This is a genomic window from Flavobacterium magnesitis, from assembly GCF_041729735.1.
In the GTDB taxonomy this organism is placed as follows: domain Bacteria; phylum Bacteroidota; class Bacteroidia; order Flavobacteriales; family Flavobacteriaceae; genus Flavobacterium; species Flavobacterium magnesitis.
In genome coordinates, this window is the sequence record NZ_JBCFQK010000012.1 from 72,031 (window position 1) to 88,753 (window position 16,723).

19 protein-coding genes and 2 tRNA genes are annotated in these 16,723 nt (G+C 33.9%); 10 read left to right on the plus strand and 11 right to left on the minus strand.

Annotation, left to right across the window (positions count from 1 at the left end; genetic code table 11):
- Positions 1-24 precede the first annotated feature (24 nt).
- From AAGV33_RS09650 to lgt, 5 genes are all read left to right on the plus strand, one after another.
- Complete coding sequence (locus AAGV33_RS09650) at positions 25-1,218, plus strand: pyridoxal phosphate-dependent aminotransferase (RefSeq protein ID WP_373391773.1); 1,194 nt, start codon at positions 25-27, stop codon at positions 1,216-1,218.
- A 195-nt stretch (positions 1,219-1,413) separates the two neighbouring features.
- Positions 1,414-2,085 carry a GTP cyclohydrolase I FolE gene (folE, locus tag AAGV33_RS09655; protein ID WP_373391774.1) on the plus strand — a complete coding sequence of 224 codons (672 nt, stop codon included), beginning with the start codon at positions 1,414-1,416 and terminating at the stop codon, positions 2,083-2,085.
- Between the two features lie 72 nt (positions 2,086-2,157).
- Positions 2,158-3,636, plus strand: coding sequence for a cysteine--tRNA ligase (cysS, locus tag AAGV33_RS09660; RefSeq protein WP_373391775.1), 1,479 nt, complete (start codon positions 2,158-2,160; stop codon positions 3,634-3,636).
- Positions 3,637-3,699: 63 nt separating this feature from the next.
- Positions 3,700-3,948 carry a membrane protein insertion efficiency factor YidD gene (gene yidD / locus AAGV33_RS09665; protein ID WP_373391776.1) on the plus strand — a complete coding sequence of 83 codons (249 nt, stop codon included), beginning with the start codon at positions 3,700-3,702 and terminating at the stop codon, positions 3,946-3,948.
- 61 nt (positions 3,949-4,009) lie between these two features.
- Entirely contained in the window at positions 4,010-4,936 is a 927-nt protein-coding gene (lgt, locus tag AAGV33_RS09670; protein ID WP_373391778.1) for a prolipoprotein diacylglyceryl transferase, read from the plus strand.
- A gap of 398 nt (positions 4,937-5,334) precedes the next feature.
- Here the strand turns inward: lgt and AAGV33_RS09675 are convergent.
- The 7 genes from AAGV33_RS09675 to idi form a co-directional block, all read right to left on the minus strand.
- Positions 5,335-5,408: transfer RNA gene (locus AAGV33_RS09675), tRNA-Thr, on the minus strand.
- Between the two features lie 71 nt (positions 5,409-5,479).
- Positions 5,480-5,553: transfer RNA gene (locus AAGV33_RS09680), tRNA-Thr, on the minus strand.
- Between the two features lie 79 nt (positions 5,554-5,632).
- Complete coding sequence (locus tag AAGV33_RS09685; RefSeq protein ID WP_373391779.1) at positions 5,633-5,899, minus strand: hypothetical protein; 267 nt, start codon at positions 5,897-5,899, stop codon at positions 5,633-5,635.
- A gap of 56 nt (positions 5,900-5,955) precedes the next feature.
- Complete coding sequence (locus tag AAGV33_RS09690; protein WP_373391833.1) at positions 5,956-6,924, minus strand: type I phosphomannose isomerase catalytic subunit; 969 nt, start codon at positions 6,922-6,924, stop codon at positions 5,956-5,958.
- Between the two features lie 24 nt (positions 6,925-6,948).
- Positions 6,949-7,398 carry a peroxiredoxin gene (locus AAGV33_RS09695; RefSeq protein WP_373391780.1) on the minus strand — a complete coding sequence of 150 codons (450 nt, stop codon included), beginning with the start codon at positions 7,396-7,398 and terminating at the stop codon, positions 6,949-6,951.
- Positions 7,398-7,808 carry a 6-pyruvoyl trahydropterin synthase family protein gene (locus AAGV33_RS09700; protein WP_373391781.1) on the minus strand — a complete coding sequence of 137 codons (411 nt, stop codon included), beginning with the start codon at positions 7,806-7,808 and terminating at the stop codon, positions 7,398-7,400. Before AAGV33_RS09700 ends, AAGV33_RS09695 begins: the two co-directional genes overlap by 1 nt.
- A 32-nt stretch (positions 7,809-7,840) precedes the next feature.
- The gene (gene idi / locus AAGV33_RS09705; protein ID WP_373391782.1) at positions 7,841-8,368 is read right to left on the minus strand and encodes an isopentenyl-diphosphate Delta-isomerase; all 528 of its coding nucleotides are present in this window, start codon (positions 8,366-8,368) and stop codon (positions 7,841-7,843) included.
- A 312-nt stretch (positions 8,369-8,680) separates the two neighbouring features.
- Here idi and msrB point away from each other — a divergent pair, with 312 nt between their 5' ends.
- Positions 8,681-9,232, plus strand: coding sequence for a peptide-methionine (R)-S-oxide reductase MsrB (gene msrB / locus AAGV33_RS09710; protein ID WP_373391783.1), 552 nt, complete (start codon positions 8,681-8,683; stop codon positions 9,230-9,232).
- Between the two features lie 157 nt (positions 9,233-9,389).
- Positions 9,390-10,007: a peptide-methionine (S)-S-oxide reductase MsrA gene (msrA, locus tag AAGV33_RS09715; RefSeq protein ID WP_373391784.1), complete on the plus strand. Its 618-nt coding sequence runs from the start codon at positions 9,390-9,392 to the stop codon at positions 10,005-10,007.
- A gap of 15 nt (positions 10,008-10,022) precedes the next feature.
- Here the strand turns inward: msrA and AAGV33_RS09720 are convergent, their stop codons facing one another.
- From AAGV33_RS09720 to AAGV33_RS09730, 3 genes are read right to left on the minus strand one after another with little or no spacing between them, the layout of a single operon-like run.
- The gene (locus AAGV33_RS09720; protein ID WP_373391785.1) at positions 10,023-11,603 is read right to left on the minus strand and encodes an NAD(P)/FAD-dependent oxidoreductase; all 1,581 of its coding nucleotides are present in this window, start codon (positions 11,601-11,603) and stop codon (positions 10,023-10,025) included.
- Positions 11,604-11,658: 55 nt separating this feature from the next.
- Positions 11,659-11,925, minus strand: a complete 267-nt coding sequence (locus AAGV33_RS09725; RefSeq protein ID WP_373391786.1) for a type II toxin-antitoxin system RelE family toxin — start codon at positions 11,923-11,925, stop codon at positions 11,659-11,661.
- Positions 11,925-12,173 (minus strand): hypothetical protein, encoded by a 249-nt coding sequence (locus AAGV33_RS09730; protein ID WP_373391787.1) that lies wholly within the window; start codon positions 12,171-12,173, stop codon positions 11,925-11,927. The genes AAGV33_RS09725 and AAGV33_RS09730 overlap by 1 nt, the downstream gene beginning before the upstream one ends.
- Before the next feature lie 80 nt (positions 12,174-12,253).
- On the opposite strand from AAGV33_RS09730, the gene AAGV33_RS09735 reads away from it, so the two are divergent.
- Positions 12,254-12,493 carry a hypothetical protein gene (locus AAGV33_RS09735; RefSeq protein WP_373391789.1) on the plus strand — a complete coding sequence of 80 codons (240 nt, stop codon included), beginning with the start codon at positions 12,254-12,256 and terminating at the stop codon, positions 12,491-12,493.
- Between the two features lie 116 nt (positions 12,494-12,609).
- Here AAGV33_RS09735 and AAGV33_RS09740 read toward each other — a convergent pair whose 3' ends face one another.
- Positions 12,610-14,805: a RecQ family ATP-dependent DNA helicase gene (locus tag AAGV33_RS09740; RefSeq protein ID WP_373391790.1), complete on the minus strand. Its 2,196-nt coding sequence runs from the start codon at positions 14,803-14,805 to the stop codon at positions 12,610-12,612.
- Positions 14,806-14,890: 85 nt separating this feature from the next.
- Between AAGV33_RS09740 and AAGV33_RS09745 the strand changes: the two genes are divergently transcribed.
- Together AAGV33_RS09745 and tatC are read left to right on the plus strand one after the other, a co-directional pair.
- Complete coding sequence (locus tag AAGV33_RS09745) at positions 14,891-15,856, plus strand: KpsF/GutQ family sugar-phosphate isomerase (RefSeq protein ID WP_373391791.1); 966 nt, start codon at positions 14,891-14,893, stop codon at positions 15,854-15,856.
- Entirely contained in the window at positions 15,856-16,677 is an 822-nt protein-coding gene (tatC, locus tag AAGV33_RS09750) for a twin-arginine translocase subunit TatC (protein WP_373391793.1), read from the plus strand. Before AAGV33_RS09745 ends, tatC begins: the two co-directional genes overlap by 1 nt.
- The last annotated feature ends 46 nt before the right edge of the window (positions 16,678-16,723 follow it).

Below are 16,723 nucleotides of genomic sequence, written 5' to 3' on the forward strand. Positions count from 1 at the left end.
AATTTGTACCAAATTTTTATTAACATGCCTGAGATTTCAATAAGAGGCCGAAAAATGCCTGAATCGCCAATTCGTAAATTGGCACCATTTGCTGATATAGCGAACAAGAAAGGCCTAAAAGTATATCACTTAAACATAGGTCAACCCGATATAAAAAGTCCAGAAATAGCCATCCAAGCCATCAAGAATATCGATATGGATATTATTGAATATGGTCCATCTGCTGGATATGAAAGTTACCGAAAAAAACTGGCCCAGTTTTATGTCGATCAGGATATTGCTATCAATTTTGAAGATATTATGATCACTACTGGTGGTTCTGAAGCTTTGTTATTTGCTTTAGGAAGTATTATGGATCCGGGAGATGAAATCATTATCCCAGAACCTTTTTATGCTAATTACCATGCTTTTTCAGAAGAATCGAGTGCAACAGTTGTTGCTGTAAGTACAACCATCGAAAATGGTTTTGCCTTACCTACAATTGATGTTATCGAAAAAGCCATAACACCTAAAACAAAAGCAATATTAATTTGCAACCCTAGTAATCCAACAGGAAACTTATATTCTGAAACTGAGATCCAACAACTTGGTGATTTGGTCAAAAAATATGATTTGTTTTTGATTTCGGATGAAGTATATCGTAAATTCATTTATGATGGTGATCCATTTTTCTCTGTAATGAACTTAGAAGGAAAAGAGCAAAACGTAATCATGATTGACTCTGTTTCTAAAAGATACAGTATGTGTGGAGCAAGAATTGGATGTATGGTTACCCAAAACAAACAAGTAATTGCTACAGCAATGAAATTTGCACAAGCTCGTTTGTGTCCGCCTACAATTGAACAAATTGCCTGCGAAGCTGCTATTGATACACCTCAAAGCTATTTTGACGATGTAATTGAGGAATACAAAGGAAGAAGAGATACCTTAATAAATGAACTTCTGAAAATTGAAGGCGTTGTGGTGAATAAACCTAAAGCAGCTTTCTATTGTATTGTTCAATTACCCGTAGATAACACGGAAGACTTTGCTAAGTGGTTGCTTGAAAGTTATGAATTAGATGGCGAAACGGTAATGATAGCTCCTGCAGCCGGATTTTATTCCACTCCAGGAACGGGACTAAATCAAGTACGTATTGCTTATGTTCTAAAGAAAGAAGACCTGATAAAATCAGTTCATATTTTAAAACACGCTATAGCAGCTTACAATGCGAGATAAATACAAAATCTTATTTTAAGATCCATCAATAAAGACAATAATTTAGAAAAGATTATTGTCTTTATTGCTTAAAAAACACCCTTAAAATAGGAACCAAAAAGACTATTTTTTATCAAAAGCTATAGAAATTCTTTAGTTTATATTAATTATCTTTACAGCCTTAAAAATATACACCCACTATAATAGTAGTATTTAATGATACAAAATGAAGAACTGCACGACGAAATAGGAGACAATCATATTGGTTCAAGTGCAAAAAATCCGATGAGAGTAGATGCTTTTGAAATTTCGGATGATGAAAAGATTGACAGAATAAAAAAAGACGTCGAAAACATTCTTCTAACTCTAGGAATGGACTTAACCGACGATAGCTTAAAAGGCACACCCAATCGTGTAGCAAAAATGTTTGTAAAGGAAATTTTTGGCGGATTAAATCCAGCTAAAAAACCAAAAGCTTCTACTTTTGATAACAATTACAAATACGGAGAAATGTTAGTCGAAAAAAACATCATTGTTTATTCTACTTGCGAACACCATCTATTACCAATTATCGGTAGAGCTCATGTGGCTTATATTTCTAATGGTACTGTGATTGGTTTATCAAAAATGAACCGTATTGTAGAATATTATTCTAAAAGACCTCAAGTACAAGAACGTCTTACCATGCAAATTGTTCAGGAATTACAAAGAGCTTTAGGAACCCAAGATGTAGCCTGTGTTATTGATGCCAAACACCTTTGCGTAAACTCAAGAGGAATTAGCGATATCGAAAGTAGTACCGTAACCTCTGAATTTGGAGGAAAATTCAAAGAAGAACAATCTAGAAGAGAATTTTTAGACTATATCAAATTAGAAACTAAATTCTAATAACAACTGTTATTTATACCTCTTCTATAAAAAATATAAGCGAAGCTAATTAGGCTCCCAAAAAAACAAAACATGTCAATTTACAATACTCAAACACTAAAAATATACAATTCCCTTTCTGGAGAAAAAGAAACTTTTGTACCTATCAACGAAGGCAGCATTGGAATGTATGTTTGCGGACCAACCGTTTACAGTAATGTACATCTTGGAAACCTAAGAACCTTTATGTCTTTTGATGTGATTTTTAGATATTTCATTCATTTGGGTTACAAAGTAAGATATGTTAGAAACATTACCGATGTAGGACACATCGTGGATGATGTTGATGAAGGAGAAGACAAAATTGCTAAAAAAGCACGCTTAGAACAATTAGAACCAATGGAAGTAGTACAGCGTTACACTGTCGATTTTCATGAAATTCTAAAAGCATTCAACTTCTTGCCTCCAAGTATCGAACCTACCGCAACAGGTCATATTATTGAGCAAATTGAAATTATCAAAAAAATAATTGATTCCGGAATTGGTTACGAAGCCAATGGTTCTGTTTATTTTGATGTGGTAAAATTCAACAAAACCAATCATTACGGAAAATTAAGCGGTCGCAATATTGAAGACATGCTTGCCAATACAAGAGATCTTGACGGACAATCCGATAAAAGAAATCCACAAGATTTTGCCTTATGGAAAAAAGCCGAACCGCAACACATCATGCGCTGGCCTTCACCATGGAGCGATGGTTTTCCTGGCTGGCACTTAGAATGTACAGCCATGAGCACTAAATATCTTGGCAATCATTTTGACATTCACGGAGGCGGAATGGATTTAAAATTCCCTCACCACGAATGTGAAATCGCTCAAAACGAAGCTTGCACTGGACAAACTCCTGTAAATTATTGGTTGCACGCCAACATGCTTACCTTAAACGGTAAGAAAATGGCAAAATCCACTGGAAACAATATTTTGCCTGGCGAAATTTTATCTGGAAAAAATACTATTCTCAGTAAAGCTTTCCCAGCATCCGTAGCACGTTTTTTCATGCTACAAGCACATTACAGAAGTATTCTTGATTTTTCGGACGAAGCTATTGTAGCAGCCGAAAAAGGATACAAAAGATTAATAGAAGCTATTGATTCCCTGAACCAAATAAACGTTAGCCCAAACAGCAGTCTAGATTTTGCTAACTGGAAACAGCTTTGTTATGATGCAATGAATGATGATTTCAACACGCCAATTCTAATTGCACAATTATTCGAAGGCGTTCGTTTCATTAATCTATTGAAAGAAAACAAAGAAACTATTAGTGCAACTGATCTTGAAATACTTTCCACAACAATGCATTCTTTTGTTTACGATGTTCTTGGTCTTGAAAATCAAAAATCGGCTGATAGCAGTAACGACAAACTAGAAGGAACTATAAATATGTTAATTGATATGCGAAATAAGGCACGTGCCGATAAAGATTTTGCCATGTCAGATCATATTAGAGATCAATTGCTTGCTTTAGGAATCCAACTTAAAGACAGCAAAGAAGGAACGAGTTTTAGCATTTGATTTTGATAACCATAATGAAAATATTTTTTATGAATATCAAAACCATTCCATAAATCTATAAAAATGTTTTCAAAAATCATCATATTTCCGTTTATCGTATTCGTGCGTTTCTACCAATTGGTAATCTCACCCTTAACTCCAGCAAGCTGTAGATTTACACCTACTTGTTCCGCTTATATGATTGAAGCTTTAAAAACTCACGGTTTATTTTATGGTGGTTATTTGGGTTTAAAAAGAATCTTTAGCTGTCATCCCTGGGGAAAAAGCGGCTATGATCCCGTTCCCGAAAAAAGATGCAATCATAAACATTAACCTTTAATTAGTACTGGTTTTACTTTAAATATTTATTTTTACAACCATAAAACAAAAATACATGATACACGCTTTAAATATCGTATGGAATCCCTCCGAAGGCATAGATTTAGGTTTTTTTGTAATTCGTTTTTACAGCCTAATGTTTGTAGTCGCTTTTGGATTGGGCTGGTACATCATGAAAAATATTTTCGAACGCGAAAATGAATCCATAGAAAAACTAGATTCGCTATTTGTATGGACTGTTCTTGCCACATTAATTGGCGCCAGACTAGGGCATGTTCTCTTTTACGATTGGGAATATTTTAGAAATCATTTACTCGAAATCTTTTTACCTTTTAGATTTAGTCCTAAATTTGAATTTACAGGTTTTCAAGGATTAGCAAGTCACGGAGCTGCAATATCCATTATAGTTGCAATGTATTATTACAGTAAAAAAATCCTAAAAAGACCTTTGCTTTGGATTTTAGACCGAGTAGTAATTGCTGTTGCTAGTGGAGCTATTTTTGTGAGATTAGGTAATTTTTTCAATTCTGAAATTGTTGGAAAAGAAACCAACTCTCCATTTGGAATAAAATTTCTTCACGATTATTACAGCAAAGCAGATGCAGTAAACGCTACACAAATTTCAAACCCTAAAGAAGCTTATACTGCTATTGCAACAGATCCAAAATTTGCTGACTTACTAGGACAGGTTCCTGTTAAACATCCAGCACAATTATACGAGGCTGTTTGCTATGTTTTTGTTTTTGCCATCTTATTTTTCTTGTATTGGAAAACCGAAGCTAGAAAAAAAGCAGGTTTCTTATTTGGACTTTTCCTTGTGCTTTTATTCTCAGTTCGAATGGTAGTCGAATCAGTAAAAGAAAGTCAAGGCGGTTTTGAAAACGCTCTAGGATTACTTTCTACTGGTCAATGGCTAAGTATCCCATTTATCCTGATTGGCTTCTATTTTATATTTACAGCAGAGAAGCCTATAGAAATATAATTCCCTTTTAAACATAATAAAAATGCCGTCTAACAAAACTTAGACGGCATTTTTTATTCTGTTAAATTTTAAATTTTAAAAAGGGATCAACGCTAAATGTTATGGAGAAACATAAAACCGCTACGCTCTAATTTTTTTTTACCGCAGAGAACGCAAAGGTTTTTAACTAAGAATGCTTCTAAAAGCACAAAGTTCGCAAAGCTAAATCAATAGAAAGCTTTGCGAACTTTGCCTTTTTATAAAATTTAAGGGTCAAAAACTTAGCACCCTCTGCGGTAATTTTTTTCTAACTCCACAGGTTTTTGTATTGATCCGTGTTGATTCCAATTTCGGAATTGATTCGAAAATCTGCATAAAAACAAAAAACCACCTAATAAAAATTAGATGGTTTTTCTTTGAGCCGGCGGAGGGACTCGAACCCACGACCTGCTGATTACAAATCAGCTGCTCTAGCCAACTGAGCTACGCTGGCGACTCAATATTTTGTAATGTATTTTTCAACTCAAATAAAAAACCACCTAAATGATATAGATGGTTTTTTTGAGCCGGCGGAGGGACTCGAACCCACGACCTGCTGATTACAAATCAGCTGCTCTAGCCAACTGAGCTACGCTGGCGTCTCATTACGGGTGCAAATATAAGTCTGTATTTTGTTATTCCAAAATAATTTCAAACTTTTTTCACCCTTTTTTTTTACTACAAATTGTTGATTTTAGCAATCAATTGATTAGCAGTTTGTTCCAATTCAACATTTATCTGTTTGAAATGTGCTTTCTTGTTTTCAACATTTTTAGCGTTAACTTTAACGATTAAAGTGTCAAAAGCAGCAATAGCTTCGTCAATTAATGCATTTGTTTCGTCTGTTGGTTTTCCTGTTGTAGAAATTTCAAACAAGTAAACTGCTTCAATAATATCTCCTAAAACGTAATTGATGTCTTTCTTTAAATTCTTAACGTTTGCCATTTTTATTTAATTTTAATTTGCGTCTGCAAAAGTACACATAAACTTTCTATTAGCTACTATGAAATGTAAATTTCTAAAATAGAAGCTTTTCCGCTCAAAACAAAAGCATTGATTGCTGCTGGAATTAGTACTGTATCTCCTTTTTTATAATTGTATTTCTCGCCATTATACTCTAATTCGAAATCCCCTTCAATACACATATAAACAGTAAACGATTCTCCATTTTTATTGATAATTACCTGTCCATCCAGAGGAACAAAATTAGTTGTAAAATAAGGACAATCCACTACACTATTGGACTGATTCACTTCCTTCGTATACTCTTTATAAGTATCAACTTTTTCATAATTAATCGCATCCAAAGCCAAATCTATATGCAATTCTCTCCCATTACCCTGAGCATCTACTCTATCAAAATCATAAATGCGATACGTAATGTCCGATGTTTGCTGAATTTCGGCAACTACCAAACCAGCTCCAATGGCATGAACCGTTCCTGTTTCCAGAAAAAACACATCACCTGATTTTACCTTTACATCATCAAGAATAGAAAGTAAGCTTTTGTTTTTTAGATTCTCAACATACTCATTAGCATTTGATTTCTCTTTGAAACCCACAATAATTCGAGCATCAGCATCAGCTTGCATAATGTACCACATTTCTGTTTTTCCAAATGAATTATGGCGTTCCTTAGCCAAAGCATCATTTGGATGCACCTGAATAGACAAATCTTCCCGAGCATCTAAATATTTAAAAAGCAACGGAAATTGCTTTCCGAATTTCTCATAAACTGCCGTTCCTAATATTTCGTTTGGTGCATCATCAATAATTTCCATTAAAGAACGTCCTTTCAATTCTCCATTAGCAACTACACTTACATCTCCTTCAACCGTAGATAATTCCCAACTTTCGCCAGTTGTAGAAGATTCAATCGACTTTCCTAAAACTGTTTTTAATTTTTCACCACCCCAAATTCTTTCTTTCAAAATTGGCGTAAACTGCAATGGATATATATTCTTCATTATTTTTGTTTTTTTTTTATTTATAGATTATTTAATCAATTTTTCAATCATTTTTGAGACATGTTTCATCCCTAACAGACTATCAAATACTATTTGAATCATACCCTGTTTGTCCACAAAATAAGTCACTCTTCCTGGAAGCAAACCAAATATTTTTGATGGCACACCAAAAAGATTTCGAATCTTCTTATCTGAATCAGACAATAAGATAAAAGGTAAGTTGTATTTTTTAGCAAATTCCTGATGCGAATCAACATCATCCGAACTAATTCCGATAACCTCAACACCTAATTTTAAAAAATCGTCATAATTATCACGAAAACCGCAGGCTTGAGCAGTACATTGTGGAGTATTATCTTTTGGGTAAAAATAAATAATTACAGCTTTTTTACCAATAATAGATTCACTTTCAAAAAGATTCCCATTAGTATCTTTGGCAGTGAATTTTGGAATTACATCTCCTACTTTTAATGCCATTATTCTCCTTTATAAGTTACAAAATTACGAGGCGTTTCATACAACACTACTTCTAAATCAAATTTAGATTCAATGCGTTTTCTTATTTTATTCCAAATTACCACTACAATATTTTCGGCAGTTGGATTCAAATTTTCGAATTCAGCTACATCTAAATTCAAATTTTTATGATCAAAAGCATCTTCAACCTCTTCCTTAATAATATCAGCCAAAATTTTAGCATCAATCACATAACCCGTTTCGGGATCAATTTCTCCAGTAACACTTACAATTAATTCATAATTATGACCATGAAAATTGGGATTATTGCATTTGCCAAAAACAGCATCGTTTTGTTCAAAAGTCCAATCTTTTCGATACAAACGATGGGCTGCATTAAAATGTGCTTTCCTACTTATTGTTACTCTCATAATCCAATTTTAGATTCAAAAATTAGCTTTTCTTAAAGTTTATGCGCTTCTAAATAATGATAAAATTCGTCAAAAATAATCTTAAACCACACCGTATAAAAAGCTGGATTAATTAAGATATCTTCTTTTACCGCTTCAATTTCCATCCATTTCCAGGATTCCACTTCTTCGGGATTAATTAACGGATTATCATTAAAATACCCAATCATTACGTGATCCAATTCATGCTCAGTCAATCCATTATCAAATGGCGCTTTGTATATAAAATGAAATAATTCTTTTAATTGTGTTTGAAATCCCATTTCCTCCATTAAGCGTCTATTTCCTGCCTGAAGATTTGTTTCGCCTTCACGCTGATGACTGCAACAAGTATTGGTCCACAACATTGGAGAATGGTATTTATGATGTGCCCGCTGTTGCAACATCAATTGGTTTTTATCATTCAAAATAAAAACCGAAAAAGCACGGTGTAATACCGCTTTTTCATGAGCTTCTAGCTTAGGCATTAATCCTATTTGCTCATCATTTTCATTAACTAGTATTACGTTTTCTTCTATCATATTTTTTTATAGCTAGACAAAAATACAAAAAAGATAAGGAAACCGTAACGCTTTAACGTTCTCTTTCAAATTATAAACTAAAAGTAATCAAAGCCGTAAAAGACTTTACTTTTAATAGTATTATCATGCTATTCTAATTATTTTATAAAACCAAAAATCACCTTAAACCGTAAATACATTAGCTAAACAAACTATAAATAGCTGTTAAATTGTATACTAAACAACAGTATAAGCTCGTTTTGACAGCTATCTTTGTGTTTATCAAAAGATTACTTAACGTCATTAAATTACAAAACCCCTAAAACATTAAAAATGAAAACGAACTCTTTTGTCAATATCCTTTTCTTATTGCCTTTATTTAGTTTTACCGCTTGCGGACAAAACAAGCAATACACAGAGATAGTACAAAAAACAACCAATAATAAAATCAGCAAACCTGGAAATCCATATTATTCCAACACGGATACAACAAAACTAAAACTGAGCGATGCTCAATGGAAAAAAGTACTTCCTGAAGACGTTTATTTAGTAATGCGAAAAGCCGAAACGGAGAGAGCTTTTACTGGAAAATATTGGAACACGGATCAAAAAGGAACGTATTATTGCGCTTCCTGTGGCAATCTATTGTTTCGTTCTACTGCCAAATTTTCAAGTAGCTGTGGCTGGCCCAGTTTTTTTGAACAAGAAAATAAAAAAAGTGTGGTTTACAAAAATGATTTCTCCTATAATATGGAGCGTATTGAAGTACTTTGCGGACGATGTGACGGCCACCTTGGTCATCTTTTTGATGATGGCCCACCTCCAACAGGAAAAAGATATTGCATGAATTCTATTGCTCTTGATTTTATTCCAGACAGTAAATAAAACAACCAAAATCTATAATTTCACCATTAAGAAATTAAGAAAATTTAGATTTAATGTTCCTTAATTTCTTAATGGTAAAAAGTAACATTATTACATTAACCTAAACTCAAAAAATAAATAGTAAAAACTTTTTTAGCTATCAAAAACAAATAACATTATGAAAAAGTCATTCCTAATTATTCTCTTTCTATCATTAAGCATGATGGGACAAAATAATTCCAAAAAAAGCACTTCTAGCCTAGAAACCATAACTCTTGGAGGCGGTTGTTATTGGTGTATTGAAGCCGTTTTCGAAAATTTGACTGGAGTAAAAACAGTAGTTTCTGGTTTTTCAGGAGGAAAAGTAGCCAATCCTAGCTACGAAGCCGTTTGCACTGGAAAAACAGGTCATGCCGAAGTAGTCCAAATCACTTTCGATAAAAAAATTACCAATTTAGATGAAATTCTAAAAGTCTTTTTCACCGTTCACGACCCAACAACATTGAATCGTCAAGGTGCTGATGTTGGTACACAATACCGCTCGGTTATTTTTTATAGAAATGAAGAACAAAGAAAAACAACACAAGAAATCATCAACAATTTGAATGCGAATAAGGTTTACAACAATCCAATTGTTACCAAAGTTGATCCTTTTAAATTTTTTTATGAAGCCGATGATTCTCATCAGGATTATTACGAATACAATAAGAACAAACCGTATTGTCGCTTAGTTATACAGCCCAAATTAGAAAAATTTGAAAAGGTTTTTAAAGACCGTTTGAAAAAGAAAAAATAAATTCCGAACCTCGAATTAGCTTATAATTCGAGGTTTTTTATTTAATGCTTCGCCAATCATTAAAGCACATTTTTCACCATCAATAGCCGCCGAAATGATTCCGCCTGCATAGCCTGCTCCTTCTCCACATGGATACAAGCCTTTTATTTGCAAATGTTCTAATGTAATTCCATCTCTTGGAATTCGCACTGGTGATGATGTTCTGGATTCAGGTGCATGAAGAACGGCTTCGTTAGTCATATAACCACGCATGGATTTCCCAAATTCAGTAAAACCTTCACGTAATATCTGAGTTAAAAAACCAGGAAAAACTTGCCCCAATTCCACCGAAGTTGTTCCAGGAACATAAGATGTTTTTGGAATTTCTTTCGAAACTTTAGATTGTGTAAAATCAATCATTTTTTGAGCAGGTACTTTTTGAGTTTGCCCTGCCAAATGCCACGCTTTTTGTTCGATACTTTTTTGGAATTCCATTCCTGCCAAAGCACCAAACTTTGCAAAAGGCTTAAAATCTTCTAATTTCAATTCGACTACAATTCCTGAATTGGCAGTAGCCTGATCTCTTTTAGAAGGAGACCAACCATTCGTAACCACTTCTCCCGGACTTGTAGCACAAGGAGCAATTACACCTCCCGGACACATACAAAAAGAATACATTCCTCTTCCTCCCACTTGCTTTACAATACTATAAGGCGCTGGCGGCAATAATTCGCCACGATAATCACAACTATACTGAATACTGTCAATTAAGGATTGCGGATGTTCGGCTCTAACGCCTAAAGCAAAAGGTTTTGCTTCTATAAATATTTGCTTTCGATCCAATAATTCAAAAATATCTCTCGCCGAATGTCCTGTAGCCAAAATCAATTTGTTAGCAAAAATTCGATCTCCATTTTGAGTTACAATTCCTTCAACCTCATTATTTTTCACTAGAATATCAGTTACTCTGGTTTCAAACAAAACCTGACCGCCACATTCTTTTATTTTCTCACGAATGTCTTCGATAATCTTTGGCAATTTATTGGTTCCAATGTGCGGATGTGCATCTACCAAAATATCAGGAGTGGCGCCATAAGCGACTAATAATTCTAAAATCCGATTCACATCGCCTCGTTTTTTAGAACGCGTGTATAATTTTCCATCCGAATAGGTTCCTGCTCCTCCTTCACCAAAACAATAATTAGAATCTTCGTCAACAATATGATCTCGATTGATGGATTTCAAATCACGACGACGACCACGAACATCTTTTCCTCGTTCGACAACTATAGGTTTCAACCCCAATTCTATCAATTGCAAAGCGGCAAAAAGTCCCGCAGGGCCAGCTCCTACCACAATAACTTCCTGGGCATTTTGTACATTAGGATAATTGGGTAATTCCAGTAAATTTCCCTTAAAAGTTTCTCCATTTAAATAAATAAGCACTTTCAAATTGATTTTAACAGCTTTTTGACGTGCATCAATCGAACGTTTTAAAATACTAACATGCTGAATTTCTTCTGAAACAATTTTTATCTGTTTAGACAAATAATCTTTAAGCAACAATTCGTTTGCGGCTATTTCTGGTGCTACTTGTAGTAGTAGTTCTTGTGGCATTTTTTTTTTTGGATTGTTCGAATGTTATATTCGAATTTTAAAATAGTAGTGAGATTTAAGGAAATAATTTATAGATAGTTTCTCTTTTTACAAATCTCGCTAATTTGACTGTAAGTCCGTCACAATAGAAACCAAGTCTATATTTACCAATTCTTAATCTATAAGCTTCTGAATAGCCACGCATTTTTTTTATGTTTGATAGTTCCAACAAACTTTGGGCTGATTCAAATTCTTCAATAGCTTGAACAACTTCAGATTTTAATTTTTTATCAGAAATATTTTGAAGATCTTTTAAAAACAATCTAGCAAAAACCACTTCCATTACTGTAACGCTTTCATTATTTCATCTCTAGAAACAGTATCTTCTATATCAGCTTCCTGCATTAGCAAAAGCATCCCTAAATCTTCTTTTTCCTCATCAGTCAAATTATTAAAACGCTCTAACTCTTTATTTTTAATAAAAGATTGCACAGCAGTTTCTATCAACGACTTCACGCTTGCATTTTCGAAAACAGAAATAAACTTCAATTTAGTAAGAGTAGTTTGATCGATATCAATTAATTTTCTCATGACAATTTATTTTATGCAAATATATACAATATATACTTTTTAGGCAAAATTTTATACATTTGTAACTCAAAACAGCTTCCATGAGAAAAATAAAATTGATTTGGGATTTCCGTGGTCCTGCAGCAGCAAAAACGGCAGAACATCATGAAATTCACCTAAAAGAATATATTGCTATTGAAAAATTTCCAATTAACATCACCGGATTTGAAGTACAAGGCGAAATGCAAGCCATAGCTTTTATGGTAGTTACCGATGAAAATATGATTCAAGTACGTGATGCTTTGAAACCGCATCGAGCTGTACTTTTTAGTGAGCAGTAATCAGAAGGCAGTTTTCAGAAAGCAGAAATTAGAAATAGTCAATAAAAAAAGATTTCAGATTAAAAGCATCAAGCAATCAATCTGAAATCTTAATTCTAAAGTCTGCGTTCTTAAATCTAATTCGCTACTTCACTTATAAATTTGATACGCATTAAACGCAATTCGTCGATATCATAATCACCTTCAAATTCTTTTAAAGCTTCTTCTATTTTATCGGTTTTGGATTCCATAAAATAATCATGGATTTCTTCTTGCTGATCTTCATCTAGCATATCATCAATCCAATACTTGATATTCAATTTGGTTCCAGCATATACAATTTGCTCCATTTCTTTAATCAAAGCATCCATTGTCAATCCTTTTGCCTTAGCAATATCATCCAAAGATAATTTTCTATCAATATTTTGAATGATATATAATTTATTTACCGAATTGGTTCCTGTAGATTTAACCACCAAATCATCAGGTCTGATAATATCATTATCTTCAACATATCTGTTGATTAAAGCGATAAATTCAGCTCCGTATTTCTTCGCTTTTCCTTCTCCCACTCCGTGAATATTAATCAATTCCGCTTGAGAAATTGGATATTTCAACGCCATATCCTCTAAAGAAGGTTCCTGAAAAACTACAAAAGGAGGCACTCCTAATTTTTTAGCTACTTTTTTACGCAAATCACGTAACATTTCCATCAAAGCTTCATCGGCAGTACCAGAAGATTTTGCAGCAGTTACAATTGCTTCATCTTCAGCAACCCCATATTCATGATCTTCAGACATCATAAACGAAATTGGATTTGCAATAAAATCCAATCCTTTTGGAGTGATTTTTACAATTCCATAAGTCTCAATATCTTTCGACAAAAATCCTTCCACCAAAACCTGTCTCAGCAATGCCATCCAGTATTTTTCGTCATGTTTTGCACCACAACCAAAAAACGATTGAGAATCCGTGCGATGTGCTTTTATAACCGCATTTACACGTCCTATCAACGTAAAAACAATTTCTTTAGACTTGTATAAATGTTTGGTATCACGAACGACTTCTAGCAATTGAACGACTTCGCTTTTAGCTTCGACTTTTGTTTTTGGATTTCTAACATTGTCATCCATATCCGCCCCTTCTCCAGTTTCACTGTCGAATTCTTCACCAAAATAATGCAATAAAAATTTCCTTCTGGACATTGAAGTTTCGGCATAAGCCACCACTTCTTGCAATAAAGCAAAACCAATTTCCTGCTCGGCTACTGGTTTTCCAGACATGAATTTTTCTAATTTCTCTACATCTTTATAAGAGTAATAGGCCAAACAATGTCCTTCGCCGCCATCACGTCCTGCACGACCCGTTTCCTGATAATAACTCTCTAGCGATTTAGGAATATCATGATGAATGACAAAACGCACATCGGGTTTATCGATTCCCATTCCAAAAGCAATAGTAGCAACCACGACTTCTACATCTTCCATCAAAAACATATCCTGATGTTTCGCTCTGGTTTTAGCATCTAATCCCGCGTGATACGGAACAGCGCTAATTCCGTTGACTTGTAAAACTTCGGCAACGGCTTCCACCTTTTTACGGCTTAGGCAATAAATAATCCCTGATTTTCCTTTATGTTGTTTGATAAATCGAATAATATCCGATTCAATATTTTTAGTTTTTGTTCGTACTTCGTAATACAAATTGGGTCTGTTAAACGAAGCTTTAAAAGTAACTGCATCCGACATGTCTAAATTTTTCAGAATGTCTTCTTGTACTTTTGGAGTGGCTGTAGCAGTAAGTCCTATTACAGGCACATTGCCTAATTGTTTGATAATATTTTTAAGATTTCTGTATTCTGGTCTAAAATCATGACCCCATTCAGATATGCAATGTGCCTCATCGATAGCGACAAAAGAAACGGTAACGCTTTTTAAGAAATTGACATTTTCTTCTTTCGTTAATGATTCGGGAGCTACATACAGTAACTTTGTTAATCCAGATGTAATGTCTTTTTTAACCTGAGCGGTCTCGGTTTTAGTAAGTGAAGAATTTAAAACATGGGCAATGCCATTTTCTGAAGACAAACTTCGTATCGCATCAACCTGATTTTTCATTAAAGCAATTAATGGAGAAACTACTACTGCAGTTCCTTCTTGAATTAAAGCAGGCAATTGATAACACAAGGATTTCCCTCCACCTGTAGGCATTATAACAAATGTATCTTGCTTATTCATTAAGCTTGTAATCACTTGCTCTTGTAATCCCTTAAATTGACTAAAGCCAAAATATTTCTTTAATTCTTTATGGATATCAATTTCGTTTGAATTCATTCTTTATTATCTGGTATTTTGTATAAATTTGCATCACATAAAGATACAAATTTCTTTTACACACACAAATTTTAAACATTCTGTTTTGATATCCAAAGAAAATATATTGGCCATTGCCAAAAAAACCATATTATCTGAAAGTGAAGCTATTGTAAAACTAATTGACTACCTCGATGATAACTTCTCAAAAGCTGTAGAAATTATCTTTCAATCAAAAGGGCGACTAGTGGTTACCGGGATTGGAAAAAGCGCCATCATTGGTCAGAAAATGGTAGCTACTTTCAATTCGACAGGAACACCTTCTATGTTCCTTCATGCTGCCGAAGCCATTCATGGTGACTTAGGGATGATCCAAAAAGGCGATGTCATTATTTGCATTTCTAAAAGCGGAAATAGTCCTGAAATTAAAGCACTTATTCCTTTATTAAAAAGAGATGGAAATTTACTAATAGGAATTAGCGGAAACAGTAGTTCTTTTTTAGCCAAAGGCTCCGATTGTGTTTTGAACACTACCGTAGATGCTGAAGCTTGTCCTATCAATTTAGCTCCTACAAATAGTACAACTGCTCAATTAGTAATGGGAGATGCACTGGCAATTTGCCTAATGGAAATGCGAGATTTTAAAGCAGAAGATTTTGCCAAATACCATCCTGGAGGTGCTTTAGGTAAAAAACTTTTACTGAAGGTAAAGGACATGATTGAACACAGTCAAAAACCAATAGTAAGTCCAGACACTCCGATTAAAAAAGTTATTTTTGAAATCTCTGAAAAAAGACTGGGTGCAACAGCCGTAATAGAAAATAATGAAGTGGTAGGAATTATTACCGATGGAGATATTCGTAGAATGTTAAATGACAGAGATACTTTTACGGATTTGACAGCCAAAGACATCATGACCAAAAACCCAAAATCTACCTCATCCAGCACTATGGCAATTGATGCATTGCAAATTTTAGAAAACCACTCCATAACGCAACTTATTGTTGTTGACAATGGTGAATACAAAGGGGTTTTACATTTACATGACATACTAAAAGAAGGAATTCTATAATGGCAAAAAAAAACATAAACGAAATGTCGTTTCTAGATCATCTTGAGGATTTAAGATGGCTATTGGTTCGAAGCACTATTGCTGTAGTTTTAATGGCAATAGCAACCTATTTTATTAGTGATTATTTATTTGACACCATCATTTTTGGCCCCACCAGACCTACTTTCTTTACCTACGTTTATTTTTGCGAACTATCGCATACTCTAGGTTTTGCGGATAGCATCTGTGTTACCGAAATGCCTTTTATCATCCAAAATACACAAATGGAAGGACAGGTAAATGTGTTTATCTGGATTTGTATGCTCTTTGGATTCATTCTTAGTTTTCCTTATATTTTGTGGGAAGTATGGAAATTTATTAGTCCCGCCTTGTATAAAAATGAAAAAAAGAACGCTAAAGTATTTATCTTTTTCTCCTCCTTATTATTCTTTTTAGGAGTCATTTTTGGCTATTTTGTAGTTATTCCCATGTCGGTGAATTTTGTCGCCACTTTTACTGTCAGTGAAACTGTAATCAATCAATTTACCTTAGATTCCTATATTGGAATGGTAAAAACCTCAGTAATCGCAAGCGGATTATTTTTCGAATTGCCAATAATCATTTATTTCTTAACCAAATTAGGACTGGTAACACCTGACTTTTTAAGAAACTACCGCAAGTACGCCATTGTAATTGTTTTAATTGTTGCAGCAATCGTTACTCCTCCTGATGTGGTGAGCCAGACTATTGTTGCTATTCCGATGCTTTTAATCTATGAAGCTAGTATCTTTCTTTCGGTCTTAGTGATGAAAAAAGAAAAAGAGTTAGAACTAAAAAAATAATAAATTGTTAATGTGGCTATTTGTTTGTTTGGTTATTCGTTTATTT